We start from the raw sequence: 17,817 nt of genomic DNA on the forward strand, positions 1-17,817 counted from the left end.
CGCGAGGCCTGCCCCTATCCCGATGCGAGGTCTGACTACAGCAAGCTCAAACTTGCGCGCCTGCGTTTGGATCGTCCGGATCGACGCGGTCCTTCCTGTCCTTCACCAGATCTTCGCGCTTGACGCCGAGCCACATGGCGAGCGCCGCGGCGACGAACACCGACGAGTAGATACCGAACAGAATACCGACCGTCAGCGCGAGAGCGAAGTAGTGCAGCGTGGGGCCGCCGAACAGGAACATCGACAGCACCATCATCTGCGTACAGCCGTGCGTGATGATCGTGCGCGACATGGTGCTGGTGATCGCGTGGTTGATCACCTCGATCACGGTCATCTTGCGTTCGCGGCGGAAGGTTTCACGAATCCGGTCGAAGATAACGACGGATTCGTTCACCGAGTAGCCGAGCACCGCGAGCACCGCGGCCAGCACCGACAGCGAGAACTCCCACTGGAAGAACGCGAAGAAACCGAGAATGATGATCACGTCGTGCAAGTTCGCGATCACGCCCGCCACGGCGTACTTCCATTCGAAGCGGAACGACAGATAGATCACGATGCCGATCACCACGCAAGCCAGCGCAAGCAGGCCGTCGGTAGCGAGTTCTTTGCCCACCTGCGGGCCGACGAACTCGACGCGCTGCAACTGCACCTGCGAATCCTGGCCCTTCAGTGCGCCCATCACCTGGTCGCTCTGTTGCGCCGACGTGAAGCCCTGCTTGAGCGGCAGACGGATCAGCACGTCGCGCGAGGTGCCGAAGTTCTGCACTTGCGCGTCGGGATAGCCGAGCTTGTTGAGCGTGCCGCGCACCGGTTCGAGCGGTGCGGCACCCGGATACTGCACTTCAATGACCGTACCGCCGGTGAACTCCACCGACAGATGCAGCCCGCGATGCAGCAGGAAAAACACAGCAGCGACGAACGTCACCAGCGAGATTGCGTTGAAGATCAACGCACGCTGCATGAACGGAATGTCTTTGCGAAAGCGGAAAAATTCCATGGTCTTGTTCTCCGGGACTCAGCGGGATGAACCCGGTTTCTGCGGCGTATTGGACGCGTCGCGGCGGCGCACCGTCGGCTTGCTACGCGCCTGGGCGGCCGCTTTGGCCTTCGGTTTGGCGCTTGCCGCGGCAACGGCTCGTGCGGTGTCGGTCGCCGCGTCGTCGTTGCCGAGATAGGCGGCGGCGCCATCAATCCCTTCCGGTTGAGGACGCCACACCTGACCGATCGCCAGCGACTTGAGCTTCTTCTTGCCGCCGTACCAGAGGTTGACGATACCGCGCGAGAAGAACACCGCCGAGAACATCGACGTCAGTATGCCGATACAGTGGACCATCGCGAAGCCGCGCACCGGGCCGGAGCCGAAGGCGAGCAGCGCAAGGCCGGCGATCAGCGTGGTGACGTTCGAATCGAGAATCGTCGCCCATGCATGCGCGTAGCCGTTCTGGATCGCCAGTTGCGGCGGCGCGCCGTGACGCAGTTCTTCGCGCACGCGCTCGTTGATCAGCACGTTCGCGTCGATCGCCATACCGAGCGCGAGCGCGATAGCGGCGATACCCGGCAAGGTGAGCGTAGCCTGCAACATGGACAGCACGGCGATCAGCAACAGCAGGTTGACCGACAGGCCGATCATCGAGATCACGCCGAACAGCATGTAGTACGCGATCATGAAGACGGCGATCGCCACGAAGCCCCACACCACCGAATGGAAGCCCTTGTTGATGTTGTCCGCGCCTAGGCTCGGACCAATCGTGCGTTCTTCGATGATGTCCATCGGCGCGGCCAGCGAACCGGCGCGCAACAGCAGCGCGAGGTCGGCGGCGCCTTGCGGCGTGGCCTGGCCGGTGATCTGGAAGCGGTCGCCCAGTTCCGACTGGATGGTCGCCACCGTCAGCACTTCGCCCTTGCCCTTCTCGAACAGCACCATCGCCATCGGCTTGCCGATGTTGTCGCGCGAGACGCTGCGCACCGCGCGGCCGCCCGCCGAATCCAGACGGATGTTGACCGACGGACGCTGATGTTCGTCGAAGCCCGCCGACGCGTCGATAATGCGGTCACCCGTGAAGATGATCTGCTTGCGCAGCAGCACCGGCGTCTGGTTGCCTTGCGTGAACAGCTCGTCGCCCGGCGGCACCGGATCGGACGGATTCGGATGTGTGTTCACCGGATCGGCGAGGCGCGCTTCGAGCGTTGCCGTGCGGCCGATGATGTCTTTCGCCTTCGCCGTGTCCTGCACACCCGGCAGTTCGACGACGATTCGGTCCGAACCTTGCTGCTGGATCACCGGCTCGGCCACGCCGAGTTCGTTCACGCGGTTATGCAGCGTGACGATGTTCTGCTTGAGTGCGGCGTCCTGCACGGCTTTCTGCACCGCCGGCGTGAACGTGCCGACGAGTTGCACGCTACCGTCCGGGTTCGCTTGCGAAACCCACTGGAGTTCGCCGATGCTGCGGCCCAGTTGCTTGGATGCCGCGTCCGCTGTGGCCTGGTCGGCGAAATTGATCACCACCGTCTGGTTGACGCGGTTCACGCCACCGTCGCGGATGTTGTTGTCACGCAGCATGGTGCGTGCATCCGAGGCGTCGGAGTCGAGCTTCTTGTTGAGCGCGCCGGCCATGTCGACCTGCAGCAGGAAGTGCACGCCGCCGCGCAAGTCCAGACCGAGGTACATCGGCAGCGCATGCAGGGCGGTCAGCCAGCGCGGCGACGCGCTTTGCAGGTTCAGCGCCACGATGAACTGCGGGTCGGTCGGGTCGCTGTTCAGCGACTTCTGCAGCAGGTCCTTCACGCGCAATTGCGTGTCGGTGTCCAGCAGACGCACGCGAATGTTCGCGTTGGTCGACGAATTGTCGAACGTGACTTCGTCAGGCTTGATCTGATTGGCAGCAAGCGCCGTTTCGACTGCCGACAGCGTGGTCGAGTCGAGCTTGACTGTTGCCTTGCCGCTCGACACCTGCACCGCCGGCGCTTCGCCGAACAGATTGGGCAGCGTGTACACGAGGCCGATGACCAGAGCCACCAGCATCACGGCATATTTCCAGAGGGGGTAACGATTCATGAGTGGTCCAACGGGAAGGTTGGCTTGGAAGCGATGCGCCCGGCGATGAGCGCGGGCAGTTCAGCGTTGTTCCGCGAGAACCGCCGGCGAGGCCGCGCCGGACGCGAGAGAGCAGGCCTTACAGCGACTTGATCGTGCCCTTCGGGAGAATCGTCGTGACCGACGCTTTTTGCACGGTGATTTCCGTGCCTTCCGAAATTTCGACGCCGACGTAAGCTTCACCCACCTTGGTCACCTTGCCGACGATGCCGCCATTCGTCACCACTTCGTCGCCCTTGGCCATGGCGGCGAGCATGTTGCGATGTTCTTTCTGGCGCTTCATTTGCGGGCGAATCATGATGAAGTACAGCACGCCGAACATCAGGATCAGCGGCAGGAAGCTCATCAGGTTCGATTCAATGCCACCAGTTGCTGTGCCTTGGGCGAAGGCATTGGAAATGAACGACACGTTGGTCTCTCCGTTATAAATCAAAACGATCAAAAAAATCAGCCGGTTATTCTACCACTGGCCTGACAGGGGTCGGCGCGGCGAATCGGCTTTCCGATCAACCGTTTAAAGCCTTTTTGCCGCACACGAAAGTTGATTGTAAGGTTTTCCGCATGAAGCCAGCGGATCTGTCCGGCAATTTGTCAGCTGATTCCCGATTGCCGGCTAATCGATGCCGCGCGCGCGGTTCTCGTGGAAGCGCTTGCGGAAGGGCTCGAACAGTTTTGCGTCGATCGCGTCGCGCATTTCCTGCATCAATTCGAGGTAGTAGTGCAGGTTGTGAATCGTGTTCAACTGCGCACCGAGGATTTCCCCTACTCGATGCAGATGGTGCAGGTAGCCCCGGGTGAAATTTCGACAGGTGTAGCAGCCGCATTGCTCGTCGAGCGGGCGCAGCGAGTTCTTATGCGCGGCGTTGCGGATCTTGATGTCGCCGAAACGGGTGAAGAGCCAGCCGTTGCGCGCGTTGCGGGTCGGCATCACGCAGTCGAACATGTCGACGCCGGCGGCCACGCCCGCTACCAGGTCTTCCGGCGTGCCGACGCCCATCAGGTAGTGCGGCTTGTCGGCCGGCAGCTTCGGGCCGATATGGTTCAGCACGCGCATCATGTCTTCTTTCGGTTCGCCGACCGACAGGCCGCCGATCGCGAGACCGTGGAAATCCATCTCCGCGAGACCCGCCAGCGATTCGTCGCGCAGGTCCTCGAACATGCCGCCCTGGACGATGCCGAAGAGGGCGTTCGGATTGCCGAGGCGGTTGAATTCGTCGATCGAGCGTTTGGCCCAGCGCATCGACATACGCATCGAATCGGCGGCTTCCTGATGTGAAGTCGGCACGTTGTTGGTCGCGTACGGCGTGCACTCGTCGAACTGCATGACGATGTCCGAGTTCAGCACCTTCTGGATCTGCATCGACACTTCGGGCGACAGGAAGAGCTTGTCGCCGTTGATCGGCGATGCGAACGTGACGCCATCTTCGGTAATCTTGCGCAGATCGCCCAGCGAAAACACTTGAAAACCGCCGGAGTCCGTCAGGATCGGCTTCTTCCAGCCCATGAAGTCATGCAGGCCGCCGTGTGCCTCGATCGTTTCCAGGCCCGGGCGCAGCCACAGATGGAACGTATTGCCGAGGATGATCTGCGCGTGCATTTCTTCCAGCTCGCGCGGCTGCACCGCCTTCACGGTGCCGTAGGTGCCGACCGGCATGAAGATCGGTGTTTCGACCACGCCATGATTCAGCGTGACGCGACCGCGCCGCGCCTGGCCGTCGGTGCCGAGCAGTTCGAATTTGAGGCCGTTTTCGGGGCGCGAGGCGGTGCTTTCGTCGTGACTCGCGCAGGTGTTGCAGGTACCGCTTGGGTCGTGAGTATGACCGTTGGTCATTGATAACTCCTGTGCTACCGGAGAACAGTCCGGCGCAATTTGTGAATACCGCCGGAAGATTTCGCGGCGGTTTGGGGAACGGCAAATTCCAGATTGGGTAAAGCGTGCTTCAGACGTCGCGGCGCGTCAGCAGCATCGCATCGCCATAGCTGAAAAAGCGGTAACGCTGTTCAATCGCGTGGCGATACGCCTCGCGAATCGTCTCGACGCCTGCGAACGCCGATACCAGCATCAGCAACGTCGACTTCGGCAAGTGGAAATTGGTCACCAGCCGGTCCACCACGCGGAATTTATAGCCGGGCGTGATGAAAATGTCGGTTTCCGTGCTGGCTGCGCCGAGCGGGAGTCCGGCGGCGTCCGCGTCGCGCGCGGCGGCCTCGAGTGCGCGCATCGATGTCGTGCCCACCGCGATCACGCGGTTGCCGCGCGCGCGCGTCGCCGCGATCCTGTCGGCGAGCGATTGCGGCAGGTGATACCACTCGCTGTGCATCCTGTGCTCGGCCAGATTTTCCACCCGCACCGGCTGGAAGGTGCCCGCGCCGACGTGCAGCGTCAGCGTCGCGTGCTCCACGCCGCGGGCCTCGAGCCGCGCGAGCAGCGCGTCGTCGAAGTGCAGGCCGGCGGTGGGCGCCGCCACCGCGCCCGGATTCTGCGCGAACACCGTCTGATAGCGGGTTTCGTCGGTCGCGTCGGGGTCGTGCTCGATGTACGGCGGCAGCGGCAGGCGGCCGAATTGCTCGATCAGCGTCAGGCAGTCGTCGGGGAAATGCAGCGTGTAGAACGGCTCGACGCGTTCGCCGACCGTCACGTCGAACGCGTCGGCGAGACGGATCGTGGTGCCCGGCTGCGGGCTCTTGCTCGCGCGAATCTGCGCCAGCGCCGTGCGCTCACCCGTCAGGCGCTCTACCAGCACTTCGATCTTGCCGCCACTGGCCTTCTGGCCGAGGAAGCGCGCTTTCAGGACTTTGGTATCGTTGAAGACCAGCAGGTCGCCGGCCTCGATGCACTCGGGCAGCTCGGCAAAGCGGCGGTCGATCAGGCGCGCGGTGTCGGTGGCATCGGCCGTGTTGGCCACTTCGAGCAGACGGCTGGCGCTGCGCTCGGGCAGCGCAACTTGCGCGATCAGCTCGGGTGGCAGATCGAAATCGAAATCGGAAAGCGTAAACATGCGGACGACTGGAAGCGAATTGGGACTGAATTGAGCCGAAGCCGGGGCCGGGCGGCTATGATTGCGGGACGCCAGAGCGGCCCGCGAACCCGCGCGCTGATTGGCGCGCGACACCTTTGACAGCCGATATTGTACTTGCGAAGCAACCCATGCCTTTGTCCGAACGCCGATTGCCCTCCGCTACCGATGAAGTGAGCGCCGAGCCGAAGCGCCGCGTCGCGCGGGGCAAAGCAGCGACGGCGGACTTAAACGACCTCGGCGCGGGTGTCGCCTCAGAGAGCGGCAAGGCCGCGCGTGAAGGCGAAATGGTTGACCCATTCGGTGACAAGCCTGCCGGCAAACCCGCGGGCAAAGCCACTGGGAAGCCGGCTGCCAAGGACACTGCCAAACCCGCGGCCAAACCCGTCGACAAGCTCGCCAAACTCGGCCTCACGCGCGACATCGATCTGGTCCTGCATCTGCCGATGCGCTACGAAGACGAGACCTCGTTGACGCCGATCGGACATCTGCTGCCGGGCGGCATCTCGCAGACCGAGGGCGTGGTGTTCGACAACGAAATCGCTTATCGCCCGCGCCGGCAGTTGCTCGTGAAACTCCGCGACGACGCCGGCGACGAACTCGTCCTGCGCTTTCTGAATTTCTACGGCTCGCAGGTCAAGCAGATGGCGATCGGCGCGCGGCTGCGCGTGCGCGGCGACGTACGCGGCGGCTTCTTCGGCATGGAGATGGTGCACCCGGCGGTGCGCGTGGTCGACGAAGACACGCCGCTGCCGCAGGCGCTGACGCCGGTGTATCCGAGCACTGCGGGCGTCACGCAGGCGTATTTGCGCAAGTCGATCGATAACGCGTTGTCGCGCACGTCGTTGCCGGAGCTGCTGCCCGCGCCGATCGCGCAAGCTTATATGCAGCCGCTCGGCGTGCCGACGCTGATGGACGCCGTGCGTACGCTGCATCATCCGGGCGTGCAATCCGATGAGACCGCGTTGATCGACGGCACGCATCCCGCGTGGGTGCGGATCAAGTTCGAAGAATTGCTGGCACAGCAGATGTCGTTGAAGCGTGCCCATGACGAGCGCCGCACGCGCGCGGCGCCGGCCATGCCGCGCCGGAAGCTGGGCGATGAAGCGGCGCTGGTGGCGCGTTTGCTGAAGGCGCTGCCGTTTTCGCTGACGGCCGCGCAGGCGCGCGTGGGCGGCGAGATCGCGCTCGATCTGACCCAGCCGCATCCGATGCAGCGCCTGCTGCAAGGCGATGTTGGCAGCGGCAAGACGATCGTCGCCGCGCTGGCTGCGGCGCAGGCAATCGACGCCGGCTACCAGGCCGCGCTGATGGCGCCGACTGAAATCCTCGCCGAACAGCACGCGCGCAAATTGCGCGGCTGGCTGGAACCGTTGGGCGTGAGCGTCGCGTGGCTCGCGGGCAGCCTGAAAACCAAGGAAAAGCGCGCCGCGATCGAAGCGGCGGCCCTGGGCACCGCGCAACTCGTGATCGGTACACACGCGATCATCCAGGACGCGGTCGAGTTTGCACGGCTGGGGTTGGTGATCGTCGACGAACAACATCGCTTCGGCGTGGCGCAGCGGCTTGCGTTGCGCGCGAAGGCGCGAAACGCGGCGGACGGCGCGCAGGACTTCCAGCCGCATCAGCTGATGATGTCCGCGACGCCCATTCCGCGCACGCTGGCCATGACCTATTACGCCGACCTCGACGTGTCGACCATCGACGAACTGCCGCCTGGACGCACGCCGATTCTGACCAAGCTGGTCTCCGACGCGCGGCGCGAAGAGGTGATCGGCCGTGTGCGCGAGGCCGCGCTGACGGGGCGGCAGGTTTACTGGGTATGTCCGCTGATCGAGGAAAGCGAGACCTTGCAGTTGCAGACCGCGGTCGAGACCTATGAGACGCTGGTGGCCGCATTGCCCGAATTGAACGTCGGTCTGGTGCACGGACGGCTCGCGCCGGCGGAGAAGGCTGCCGTCATGGATGCCTTCACACGCAACGAGGTGCAATTGCTGGTGGCGACGACGGTGATCGAAGTGGGTGTCGACGTGCCGAACGCCTCGCTGATGGTGATCGAGCATGCCGAGCGCTTCGGTCTCGCGCAGTTGCACCAGTTGCGCGGACGGGTGGGGCGCGGGAGCGCGGCTTCGGTTTGCGTGTTGCTGTATACCGGGCCGCTCTCGATGACGGCGCGGGCACGCTTGCAGACCATGCGCGAGACGACTGACGGGTTCGAAATTGCCCGGCGCGACCTCGAGATTCGCGGTCCGGGAGAATTTCTGGGCGCCCGGCAGTCGGGTGCGGCCATGCTGAGGTTTGCCGATCTCCAGAACGATCAGTGGCTTATCGAGCCGGCCAGAGAGGCCGCCGCGGCTTTGCTCGAGAAGTATCCCGAGGTGGTGTTGCAGCACCTGGCCCGCTGGCTTGGGGCGCGGGAGCAGTATCTGAAGGCTTGAGGGTGTGTCTTTGCGGGCGGACGCGCACGTCTCTGCCCGGCGGGTGATAGACCAAAAGGACCAAAAGGTTGGCGAACCGACCCTATAGGTGTATAACTAGAACCTATCGAATTCATTGCACTGATTGGTCCCCCAATGACGCTTACCGAATTGAAATACATCGTCGCGGTTGCCCGCGAACGGCACTTCGGCCGGGCCGCCGAAGCGTGTTTCGTTAGCCAGCCGACCCTGTCCGTGGCCATCAAAAAGCTCGAAGACGAGCTCAACGTCCAGATTTTCGAGCGCGGCACCAGTGAAGTCAGTGTCACGCCGATCGGCGAACAGATCGTCACGCAGGCCCAGCGCGTCCTCGAACAAACCCTGGCCATCAAAGAGATCGCAAAACAGGGCAAAGACCCGCTGGTCGGGCCACTGCGCCTTGGCGTCATCTATACGATCGGGCCGTATCTGCTGCCTACGCTCGTCAAGCAGATGATCAAGCGCGTCCCGCAGATGCCGCTGATGCTGCAGGAAAATTACACGCTCAAGCTGATCGAACTGCTCAAGCAGGGCGAGATCGACGTCGCCATCATGGCGCTGCCGTTCCCGGAAACGGGTCTGATGCAGCGCGCGCTTTATGACGAGCCGTTTGTCGTCGCGCTGCCGTCCGGTCACGCTTGGGAAAACCGCGTAAAGATCGATGCCGAGGATCTCAAGCAGGAAACCATGCTTCTGCTCGGCAGCGGCCATTGCTTCCGCGACCACGTGCTGGGCGTCTGCCCTGAGCTGATGCGCTTCTCGCAGAACGCGGACGGCATCCAGAAGACCTTCGAAGGGTCGTCGCTGGAAACCATCCGTCATATGGTGGCGAGCGGCGTCGGCATTACGGTGTTGCCGCGCATGTCGGTGCATGAGGTCAAGCCGCACGCCGGCGGTATCGACGCGGGCCTGCTCAGCTACGTCGCTTTCGACGAGCCGGTGCCGGATCGCCGCGTTGTGCTTGCCTGGCGCAAGAGCTTCACGCGGATGCCCGCGATCGACGCCATCTGCGACGCCATCAACGCCTGCGACCTGGCGGGCGTCAAAAAGCTCGATCTGCCCGTCCCTGTCAGCTAGGCAGCGCCACGCTGCGCCCAGACCGAACGTCGCGCATCCCGGCGGGCGGTCGGGCGGCTGCCCAAAGTGGCGATAGCCGTCATCCCTATCGAATAGATAAAATTAATTAAACACGATAATTCGATAGTATTGTTATAGTTTCCTCCATGGATCGCCCGATCCCATAAGACCCGGAGGAAATCATGACGCAACCGAACTCGCAGCCAGTCCAAGCCGCCGCGCCTCATTTCGCCCGTGTAACCACCGGCACCTTCGGCACCTTCGCCGCCTCGGTGCGCACGGTTGCGCTGTCCTTGCTGGTCGATCGGGCCTTGTCCGCCTAAGCCGCAGGCATCGGTACGCCGTCCCTCCCCCCACATTCTGTTTCCGATCAAAGTCACTCAGGAGTCACGCATGTCCGAACGTAAGCTCACCAATGCAGCCGGCGCACCTATCGCCGACAACCAGAATTCGATGACCGCCGGCGCGCGCGGTCCGGTCGTCCTGCAAGACGTGTGGCTGCTCGAAAAACTCGCCCATTTCGACCGCGAAGTGATTCCGGAACGCCGTGTTCACGCCAAAGGTTCGGGCGCATTCGGCACTTTGAAAGTCACGCATGACATCTCGCGTTATACGAAGGCGAAGGTGTTCGCCCAGGTCGGCAAGGACACACCGCTTTTCATGCGCTTTTCGACCGTGGCGGGCGAACGCGGCGCCGCCGACGCGGAACGCGACGTGCGTGGTTTCTCCATCAAGTTCTACACGGAAGAAGGCAACTGGGACGTGGTCGGCAACAACACGCCGGTGTTCTTCATCCGCGATCCGCTGAAGTTCCCGGACTTCATCCACACGCAAAAGCGCGATCCGTACACCAACATGCGCAGCAATATTGCGGCGTGGGATTTCTGGGCGCGTCATCCGGAGTCGTTGCATCAGGTCACCATCCTGATGAGCGACCGCGGCATTCCGAAAAACTTCCGCCAGATGCACGGCTTCGGCTCGCACACGTACTCGTTCATCAACGCGAGCAACGAGCGTTTCTGGGTGAAGTTCCACTTCAAGTCGATGCAGGGCATTGAGAACTTTACCGATGCCGAAGCGGGGCAAGTGGTCGCGCAGAACCGTGAAAGCGCGCAACACGATCTGCTGACGAGCATCGATGCAGGCAACTTCCCGACATGGCGTTTTGCCATTCAGGTGATGCCGGAAGCGGAAGCCGCGAACTATCGCTTCAACCCGTTCGACATCACGAAGGTGTGGTCGCAGAAAGACTACCCGCTGATCGACGTCGGCACGATCGAATTGAACCGCAACGCGGCGAACTATTTCGCGGACGTGGAGCAGGCAGCGTTCACGCCGGCCAACGTGGTGCCGGGTATTGGTTTCTCGCCGGATCGTCTGTTGCAGGGCCGTTTGTTCTCGTATGGCGACACGCAGCGCTATCGCCTCGGTGTCAATCACCATCAGATTCCGGTGAATGCGCCGCGCTGCCCGGTCCACCATTCGTTCCATCGCGACGGCGCGATGCGCGCGGACGGCAATCTCGGCGGCAACGTGAATTACGAGCCGAATCGCTTCGGTGACTTCGCGCAGGACACGAATGCATCGGAGCCGCCGCTCGCGGCGGGTACGGTCGACCGTTACGACCATCGCCTGGACGAGGACTACTACACGCAGCCGGGTATGTTGTTTGCGCTCTTCGATACGGCGCAACGCGAGCGTCTGTTCGGCAACATCGCGCGCCATATCAACGGTGTGCCGCAAGAGATCGTCGCGCGCCAGATCGAGCATTTCCGCCGTGCCGATCCGGCCTATGCGGAAGGCGTGATCGCGGCGATCGCCAGGCTCGCTGAAGGCAGCAAGAAGTAAGCAGTTGAAGTGAATTGATGCAGCATGGCGGGGTGCATCGGCGCCCCGCCGGTAACGATACGAATCGAGGAAGCACGATCATGATCCAGATGATGTTGTCCACTATTGGCGGGGCCACCACTGGCGGGGCCACCGCTGGCGGCTCGTCTGCCGCACGCGGCGCGCAACATCGGCAAGCGTTGATGCTGCGCAAGTTGGCGGGATTCGCGATCGTCTCGAGCGGACTGGCGGTGATCGTTGTGCAAGCCGTGCAGCACGCGCTGGGTGCGTGATCGATAGCGTGACTGAGCGGATGACTGAGCGCATGACTGAGCGCATGACTGAGCATGAGGCCGTGGGTGCGGCAAGCGACCACGCGTCACACGAGCGCAGCAGCTTTCTAAGCTAAACTGGCGGGCGTTCGAAGTGCCGGGTTTGGTAGTCACGCACTGTCACTTTGCCGACCGGTTCGTATCACTCTTCAAAGGAGTCATCATGGCCAGGAAAGAAGCCGTACAACACGTCAATATCGGGATCAGCGACAAGGATCGCAAGAAGATTGCAGAAGGATTGTCGCGACTGCTCGCCGACACCTACACGCTGTACCTGAAGACCCACAACTTCCACTGGAACGTGACGGGTCCGATGTTCAACACGCTGCATCTGATGTTCGAAACGCAGTACAACGAGTTGTCGCTCGCGGTCGATTCGATCGCTGAACGTATTCGCGCGCTGGGCGTGCATGCGCCGGGCAGCTACAAGGAATTCGCGAAGCTGTCGTCGATTCCGGAAGCGGACGGCGTGCCGGCAGCGGAAGAAATGATCCGCCAGTTGGTCGAAGGCCAGGAAGCCGTGGTGCGTACCGCGCGTGCGATTTTCCCATCGACCGAAGCCGCCAACGACGAGCCGACCGCCGACCTGCTGACGCAACGCATGCAAACGCACGAAAAGACTGCGTGGATGCTGCGCTCGATGCTGGCTTAAAAGCTTTGGCGTTCCGGGCGTTGTGCCCGGGATATCAGCGCAGCGCTTGAGCGTTGCGTTGAACGGCAACACAAACGAAGCCTCCCTTTGCGGGAGGCTTTGTTTTTTGCGGCGCCGGATCTGGATTCAGCGTTAGCTCAGGACACTGCCGCGGTTTCGCCGCTCAGTCTGTCAGCCCTGCCGGCCTGAAGGTTACCCACCGCCCGCATCCCGTAAAATAGCGGTACCGTCTGCACTTCACCGAATCCGCCCATGTTCGCCCGACTTCCTCTGTATCTGCGCCTCGTCCGCATGGACAAGCCGATCGGCAGCCTGCTGCTGCTGTGGCCGACGCTCAATGCGCTGTGGATTGCGTCCGACGGTCATCCTTCGTGGCCGCTTCTGGTCATCTTCACCGTGGGGACAGTGCTGATGCGCTCGGCGGGTTGTGCGATCAACGACTACGCGGATCGCGACTTCGATCGCTATGTGAAGCGCACGGAAAACCGTCCGATCACGTCAGGCAAGATCAAGGCATGGGAAGCAGTGGCGCTGGCGGCCGGTTTGTCGCTGCTGGCGTTTCTGCTGATCCTGCCGCTGAATACGCTGACCAAGGAGCTATCGGTGGCGGCGCTGTTCGTCGCCGGTTCGTATCCGTTCACGAAACGTTTCTTCGCGATTCCGCAGGCATACCTGGGTATCGCGTTCGGCTTCGGCATTCCGATGGCGTTTGCCGCGATTCAGGATCACGTGCCGATGCTCGCCTGGGTCATGCTGCTGGCCAACGTATTCTGGTCGGTTGCGTACGACACGGAATACGCGATGGTCGATCGCGACGATGACATCAAGATCGGCATCCGCACCTCGGCGCTGACCTTCGGCCGCTTCGACGTGGCGGCGATCATGCTGTGCTATGCGGTGACGCTGGGAATTTATGTCGGCATCGGCGTCATGCTCGGCTTCGGCGTGTTGTATTGGCTGGGATGGGCGGCGGCGGTGGGCTGCGCGATCTATCACTACACGCTGATCCGCAATCGCGAGCGGATGGCATGCTTCGCGGCGTTCCGTCACAACAACTGGTTGGGCGGCGCGTTGTTTGCCGGCATCGCCGCACATTACGCGGCTGCTTTGTTTTAATTCTTTCGCGTTTCTTCTGCCGTTCTCTTGCGCGTCGGACGCCGCCCCGGTGCGATTCGAGGCGGTGCGTCCTTCGGCGTCACGCTGCTCCTGACTGCTGAGCGCGGGCTTCAGATCGCGCTTACAGCTTGCCGAACTCGTCGCCCATTTCCTTGGCGCGCGCATCGGCGGCGAGCACGCCACGTACGATCGCGTCCTTGATCCCGCTCGCCTCGAACGACGCCAGCGCAGCCGCCGTCGTGCCGCCCTTCGAGGTCACACGTTCGCGCAACACGCTCGGCGGCTCGTCCGAGTTCGCGGCCAGTTGCGCCGCGCCTGTGAAGGTCGCGACTGCCAGCGCGCGGCCTTGCGCTTCATCCATGCCGAGCTGGCGCGCGGCCTCTTGCAACGCTTCGATGAAATAAAACACGTAAGCGGGACCACTGCCCGAGATCGCGGTGACGGCGTCGATCTTGGCTTCGTCATCGAACCAGACGGTTTCGCCGACTGCGCCCAGCACCTGCGACGCAAGCGCGCGGCCGGATTCGTCGACGCTGCGGGTCGCAACGAGGCCCGTTACGCCCATGCCGATTAACGCCGGCGTATTCGGCATCACGCGCACGACGCGGGCATGGCCGTTCAGCCAGCGCGACATGTCATCCATGCGAATGCCCGCGACGATGCTGATGGCCAGTTGCGAGGGCTGCAGATGCGTCGCCAGGGACTCGGCGACGCTCTTCAGAATCTGCGGTTTCACCGCCAGCACGACGGCGTCGTACGACGCGAGCGCGGCGTCCGCGGCGGCGCCGGTCTTGATGCCGAATTGCTGCTCATTGCGCTTGCGCGCGTCTTCGTTGGGGTCGATTGCGTAGAGGTCAGCCGGCGCGACGCCGCGTTTGATGAGACCGCCGATCAACGCGGCGGCCATGTTGCCACCGCCGATAAAAGCAATTTTCATGATGTTCCGAAAGAGGTTCCGTGAGAGCCCACAAAGAGGCGAAACGGTCAGTGAGAGTAATCTCGCGCGCCGAAGATCGCAGTGCCGACGCGCACGATCGTCGCGCCTTCCAGCACGGCGGCTTCGAGGTCGCTCGACATGCCCATGGAGAGCGTATCGAGTGCGAGGCCGTCGTTGCGCAGGCGTTCGAACAGTTCGCGTAGTTGCCGATGCGGCACGCGCTGTTCTTCGATGCTGCCGGCCGGTTCCGGAATCGCCATCAACCCGCGTAGAGTCAGCTTCGGCAGCGCGGCGATTGCCTGCGCGACTTCCACGGCCTCGGAAATGCTCACGCCGCTTTTCGACGCCTCGCCGCTAATGTTGATCTGCAGGCAGACGTTCAACGGCGGCAGGTTATCCGGGCGCTGTTCCGACAGCCGCTGCGCAATCTTCAGGCGGTCGACCGAATGCACCCAGTCGAAATTCTCGGCAACCGGCCGCGTCTTGTTCGATTGCAAGGGTCCGATGAAGTGCCATTCGAGCGCTGCCCGCAGATCGGCCAGCGCTTCGATTTTGGTGATGGCTTCCTGCACGTAGTTCTCACCGAACGCGCGCTGACCGGCTGCGTGGGCGGCGCGCACGTCTTCGGCGGGGAAGGTCTTCGAGACCGCGAGCAGGGTGATCGAACGCGCGTCGCGTCCGGCCAGATGCGCGGCGAGGGCGATGCGCTGTTGCACCGCTTCGAGATTGTGGATCAGATCGGGCATGGAGCGAAACCGGAAGTCCGGCGAAAGGCAATGATCGAATTATACGGACGCCACCGCCTCATGCATGTCACATGCCGCCACCCGACACGTGAAAGCGCGTGCGGTGATGTCAAGCAAACCACGTGCCGCGCTTCGCGTCAGATTCGATCACCTCAAGCGGACAGCATATGCTCGACCAGTTCGATCCAATGCGCGACCGGCGTGGACGTACCGCTTTGCAGATGTGCAATGCAGCCGACGTTCGCCGACACGATCACCTGCGGCTCCTGCGCCTGCAGCCGTTCGAGCTTCTGATCGCGCAGTGCGTACGAGAGCTTGGGCTGCGTCAGCGAATAAGTGCCGGCCGAGCCGCAGCAAAGATGATTGTCGGCCGGCAGGCGCACTTCCACGCCGAGGGCTGTCAGCAGATGTTCGACCTTGCCGCGCACCTGCTGACCATGCTGCAACGTGCACGGCGGATGGAACGCCACCGTATGGATCGCGCGGCGGCGCGTCACGGCGACGAGCGCCTCTTCGAACTCCGGCAGAATCTCCGCGACGTCGCGGGTCAGCTCGGTCACGCGGCGCGCCTTCTCCGCATACGCGGGATCGTTGCGCAGCAGATGCGCGTATTCCTTGACCGTCGCGCCGCAGCCGGACGCGTTCATCACGATTGCTTCCACACCTTGCTCGATATACGGCCACCACGCGTCGATGTTGGCGCGCAGGTCGTCGAGCGCTTCGTCGTTGTAACCCAGGTGCAGACGGATCGCACCGCAACAGCCTGCTTCGGGCGCAATCAGCGTTTCCACGCCGAGCGCGTCGAGCACGCGGGCCGTGGCGATGTTGACATTCGGCATCATCGACGGTTGCACGCAGCCCGCGAGCATCAGCATTTTGCGCGGATGTTTCGCGGTCGGCCATTCGAGCGGACGCTGCCGCGCGGGCACTTTGTCGCGCAGTTTTTTGGGCAGGAGCGGACGAATATGCTGACCGAGGCGCATGGTCGGCGTGAACAGCGCGCTGTTCGGCACGAAGCTCGCGAGCAGCCGGCGCACCATTCGCTGACCGAGCGGACGCGTGACTTTTTCTTCGGTGATCTTGCGGCCGATCTCGACCAGCCTGCCGTATTGCACGCCGGACGGGCAGGTGGTCTCGCAGTTGCGGCAAGTGAGGCAGCGGTCCAGATGGACCTGGGTGCTGCGCGTGACCGCCGCGCCTTCCACCATCTGCTTGATCAGATAGATGCGTCCGCGTGGGCCGTCGAGTTCGTCGCCGAGTATCTGATAGGTCGGGCAGGTCGCCGTGCAGAAACCGCAATGCACGCAATTGCGCAGGATGGCGTCGGCTTCGTCGCCATCGGGCGTGTTGCGAATGAAGTCCGCAAGGTTGGTTTGCATCGCGTCGCTCAGAAGTCGGGGTAGAGACGGCCGCGATTGAAAATGCGGGCTGGGTCGAAGGCGGTTTTCAGGCCCCGATGGATTTTCATCAGTGGCGCGGGCAGCGGCGTGAACACCCCGGCGCTGCGATCGTAGCCGTGGCCGGTCCGGAAGATGGTGGCGTGGCCGCCGGCCTGTTTCGCGCTGATCCGCACGGTTTGCGCGTCGGTATCAGTGATCCACCAGCGCTGGCTGCCGCCCCATTCCATCAGTTGCGCGCCGGGTAATTGCATCGGCTCGGTGATCGACGGCAGGGCGAGGCGCCACAGTGCGGCCTTTGGCGGGATGCCCGCAAAGAACGAGTCTGTTTGTTCACGCAGGCCGGCCCAGAAGCGCTCCGCCTCGACGGCGTCGACCACTTCGCCGCCAAGCGCCGTGCGTGCCGACTTGACCGCGGCTTCCGCGCCGGCCATCCGCACGGCCAGCGTGCCGTGACGCCATGCGCTTGCCGTGATCGGCAACGGCCTGCCGCCCCATTCGTTGAGCTTGCGGACCGCGTCCGTGCCGTTCATATCGAATTTGAGCGTGGTTTCGGCCTGCGGCAGCGGCAGCACCTTGATAGACAACTCGAGGATCAGCCCAAGGGTGCCGAGCGAGCCCGCCATCAAACGGGAGACGTCATAACCGGCGACGTTCTTCACCACCTGGCCGCCGAAATGCAACTTCTGGCCCTGGCCGTTCATGATGACGGCGCCGAGCACGAAGTCGCGCGCCGCACCGGCGGCCGGGCGCCGTGGACCGGCAATGCCCGCCGCGATGCAGCCGCCGAAGGTGGCCTGCGGCCCGAAGTGCGGCGGCTCGAAGGCGAGCATCTGGTCGCGCTCGGCGAGTGCGGCTTCGATCTCCAGCAGGGGCGTGCCCGCGCGCGCCGTAATAACCAGTTCGGCCGGATCGTAAGCGATGATGCCGCGATAAGCGCGCGTGTCGAGGATCTCACCTTCCAGCGTCTGACCGTACCAGTCTTTGGTGCCGCCGCCACGGATGCGCAATGTGCGCCCTTCGGCGCTGGCTGAACGCACGCGTTCAGACCAAACGGCGACGATGTCGTCCTCTTCCATGGTGTCCTGCTTCGTTGTGTTTCGATCGATTGTACCGGGCGGCGGCTCGCTGGCAACCCGGAGCGGACCCGCATCGGGTAATCAGGG

Annotated in this window: 16 protein-coding genes; 7 read left to right on the forward strand and 9 right to left on the reverse strand. The window is 63.1% G+C overall.

Going from position 1 to position 17,817, the window contains the following annotated elements; genetic code table 11:
- Nucleotides 1-46: 46 nt before the first annotated feature.
- The 5 genes from secF to queA form a co-directional block, all read right to left on the reverse strand.
- A complete protein-coding gene (gene secF / locus B0G76_RS37300; protein ID WP_120297708.1) occupies nucleotides 47-997 on the reverse strand; it encodes a protein translocase subunit SecF in 951 nt (316 codons plus the stop codon).
- A gap of 18 nt (nucleotides 998-1,015) precedes the next feature.
- Nucleotides 1,016-3,055, reverse strand: a complete 2,040-nt coding sequence (gene secD / locus B0G76_RS37305; RefSeq protein WP_120297709.1) for a protein translocase subunit SecD — start codon at nucleotides 3,053-3,055, stop codon at nucleotides 1,016-1,018.
- 118 nt (nucleotides 3,056-3,173) lie between these two features.
- Nucleotides 3,174-3,503, reverse strand: coding sequence for a preprotein translocase subunit YajC (gene yajC / locus B0G76_RS37310; protein ID WP_007179286.1), 330 nt, complete (start codon nucleotides 3,501-3,503; stop codon nucleotides 3,174-3,176).
- 204 nt (nucleotides 3,504-3,707) lie between these two features.
- Complete coding sequence (gene tgt, locus B0G76_RS37315) at nucleotides 3,708-4,925, reverse strand: tRNA guanosine(34) transglycosylase Tgt (RefSeq protein WP_259460934.1); 1,218 nt, start codon at nucleotides 4,923-4,925, stop codon at nucleotides 3,708-3,710.
- Nucleotides 4,926-5,034: 109 nt separating this feature from the next.
- Nucleotides 5,035-6,093, reverse strand: coding sequence for a tRNA preQ1(34) S-adenosylmethionine ribosyltransferase-isomerase QueA (queA, locus tag B0G76_RS37320; RefSeq protein WP_120297710.1), 1,059 nt, complete (start codon nucleotides 6,091-6,093; stop codon nucleotides 5,035-5,037).
- Between the two features lie 149 nt (nucleotides 6,094-6,242).
- On the opposite strand from queA, the gene recG reads away from it, so the two are divergent.
- The 7 genes from recG (at nucleotide 6,243) to ubiA (ending at nucleotide 13,571) form a co-directional block, all read left to right on the forward strand.
- Nucleotides 6,243-8,549: an ATP-dependent DNA helicase RecG gene (gene recG, locus B0G76_RS37325; protein ID WP_120297711.1), complete on the forward strand. Its 2,307-nt coding sequence runs from the start codon at nucleotides 6,243-6,245 to the stop codon at nucleotides 8,547-8,549.
- Nucleotides 8,550-8,684: 135 nt separating this feature from the next.
- On the forward strand, nucleotides 8,685-9,644 hold the full coding sequence (locus B0G76_RS37330) for a hydrogen peroxide-inducible genes activator (protein ID WP_120297712.1): 960 nt from the start codon (nucleotides 8,685-8,687) through the stop codon (nucleotides 9,642-9,644).
- Between the two features lie 182 nt (nucleotides 9,645-9,826).
- On the forward strand, nucleotides 9,827-9,967 hold the full coding sequence (locus tag B0G76_RS43185; protein WP_183082290.1) for a hypothetical protein: 141 nt from the start codon (nucleotides 9,827-9,829) through the stop codon (nucleotides 9,965-9,967).
- Nucleotides 9,968-10,037: 70 nt separating this feature from the next.
- Entirely contained in the window at nucleotides 10,038-11,492 is a 1,455-nt protein-coding gene (locus B0G76_RS37335; protein ID WP_120297713.1) for a catalase, read from the forward strand.
- A gap of 80 nt (nucleotides 11,493-11,572) precedes the next feature.
- Nucleotides 11,573-11,764, forward strand: a complete 192-nt coding sequence (locus B0G76_RS37340) for a hypothetical protein (protein ID WP_120298080.1) — start codon at nucleotides 11,573-11,575, stop codon at nucleotides 11,762-11,764.
- Between the two features lie 202 nt (nucleotides 11,765-11,966).
- Nucleotides 11,967-12,455, forward strand: a complete 489-nt coding sequence (locus B0G76_RS37345; RefSeq protein WP_120297714.1) for a Dps family protein — start codon at nucleotides 11,967-11,969, stop codon at nucleotides 12,453-12,455.
- Between the two features lie 252 nt (nucleotides 12,456-12,707).
- Entirely contained in the window at nucleotides 12,708-13,571 is an 864-nt protein-coding gene (gene ubiA / locus B0G76_RS37350) for a 4-hydroxybenzoate octaprenyltransferase (RefSeq protein WP_120297715.1), read from the forward strand.
- A 121-nt stretch (nucleotides 13,572-13,692) separates the two neighbouring features.
- Here ubiA and proC read toward each other — a convergent pair whose 3' ends face one another.
- The 4 genes from proC to glcE form a co-directional block, all read right to left on the reverse strand.
- Entirely contained in the window at nucleotides 13,693-14,508 is an 816-nt protein-coding gene (gene proC, locus B0G76_RS37355; protein ID WP_120297716.1) for a pyrroline-5-carboxylate reductase, read from the reverse strand.
- 47 nt (nucleotides 14,509-14,555) lie between these two features.
- Nucleotides 14,556-15,254: a YggS family pyridoxal phosphate-dependent enzyme gene (locus B0G76_RS37360; protein ID WP_120297717.1), complete on the reverse strand. Its 699-nt coding sequence runs from the start codon at nucleotides 15,252-15,254 to the stop codon at nucleotides 14,556-14,558.
- A gap of 152 nt (nucleotides 15,255-15,406) precedes the next feature.
- Nucleotides 15,407-16,633 carry a glycolate oxidase subunit GlcF gene (glcF, locus tag B0G76_RS37365; protein ID WP_120297718.1) on the reverse strand — a complete coding sequence of 409 codons (1,227 nt, stop codon included), beginning with the start codon at nucleotides 16,631-16,633 and terminating at the stop codon, nucleotides 15,407-15,409.
- Between the two features lie 8 nt (nucleotides 16,634-16,641).
- Nucleotides 16,642-17,730 (reverse strand): glycolate oxidase subunit GlcE, encoded by a 1,089-nt coding sequence (glcE, locus tag B0G76_RS37370; RefSeq protein ID WP_120297719.1) that lies wholly within the window; start codon nucleotides 17,728-17,730, stop codon nucleotides 16,642-16,644.
- Nucleotides 17,731-17,817 lie beyond the last annotated feature (87 nt).

The sequence above is a fragment of the Paraburkholderia sp. BL23I1N1 genome, from assembly GCF_003610295.1.
Classification (GTDB): Bacteria; Pseudomonadota; Gammaproteobacteria; order Burkholderiales; family Burkholderiaceae; genus Paraburkholderia.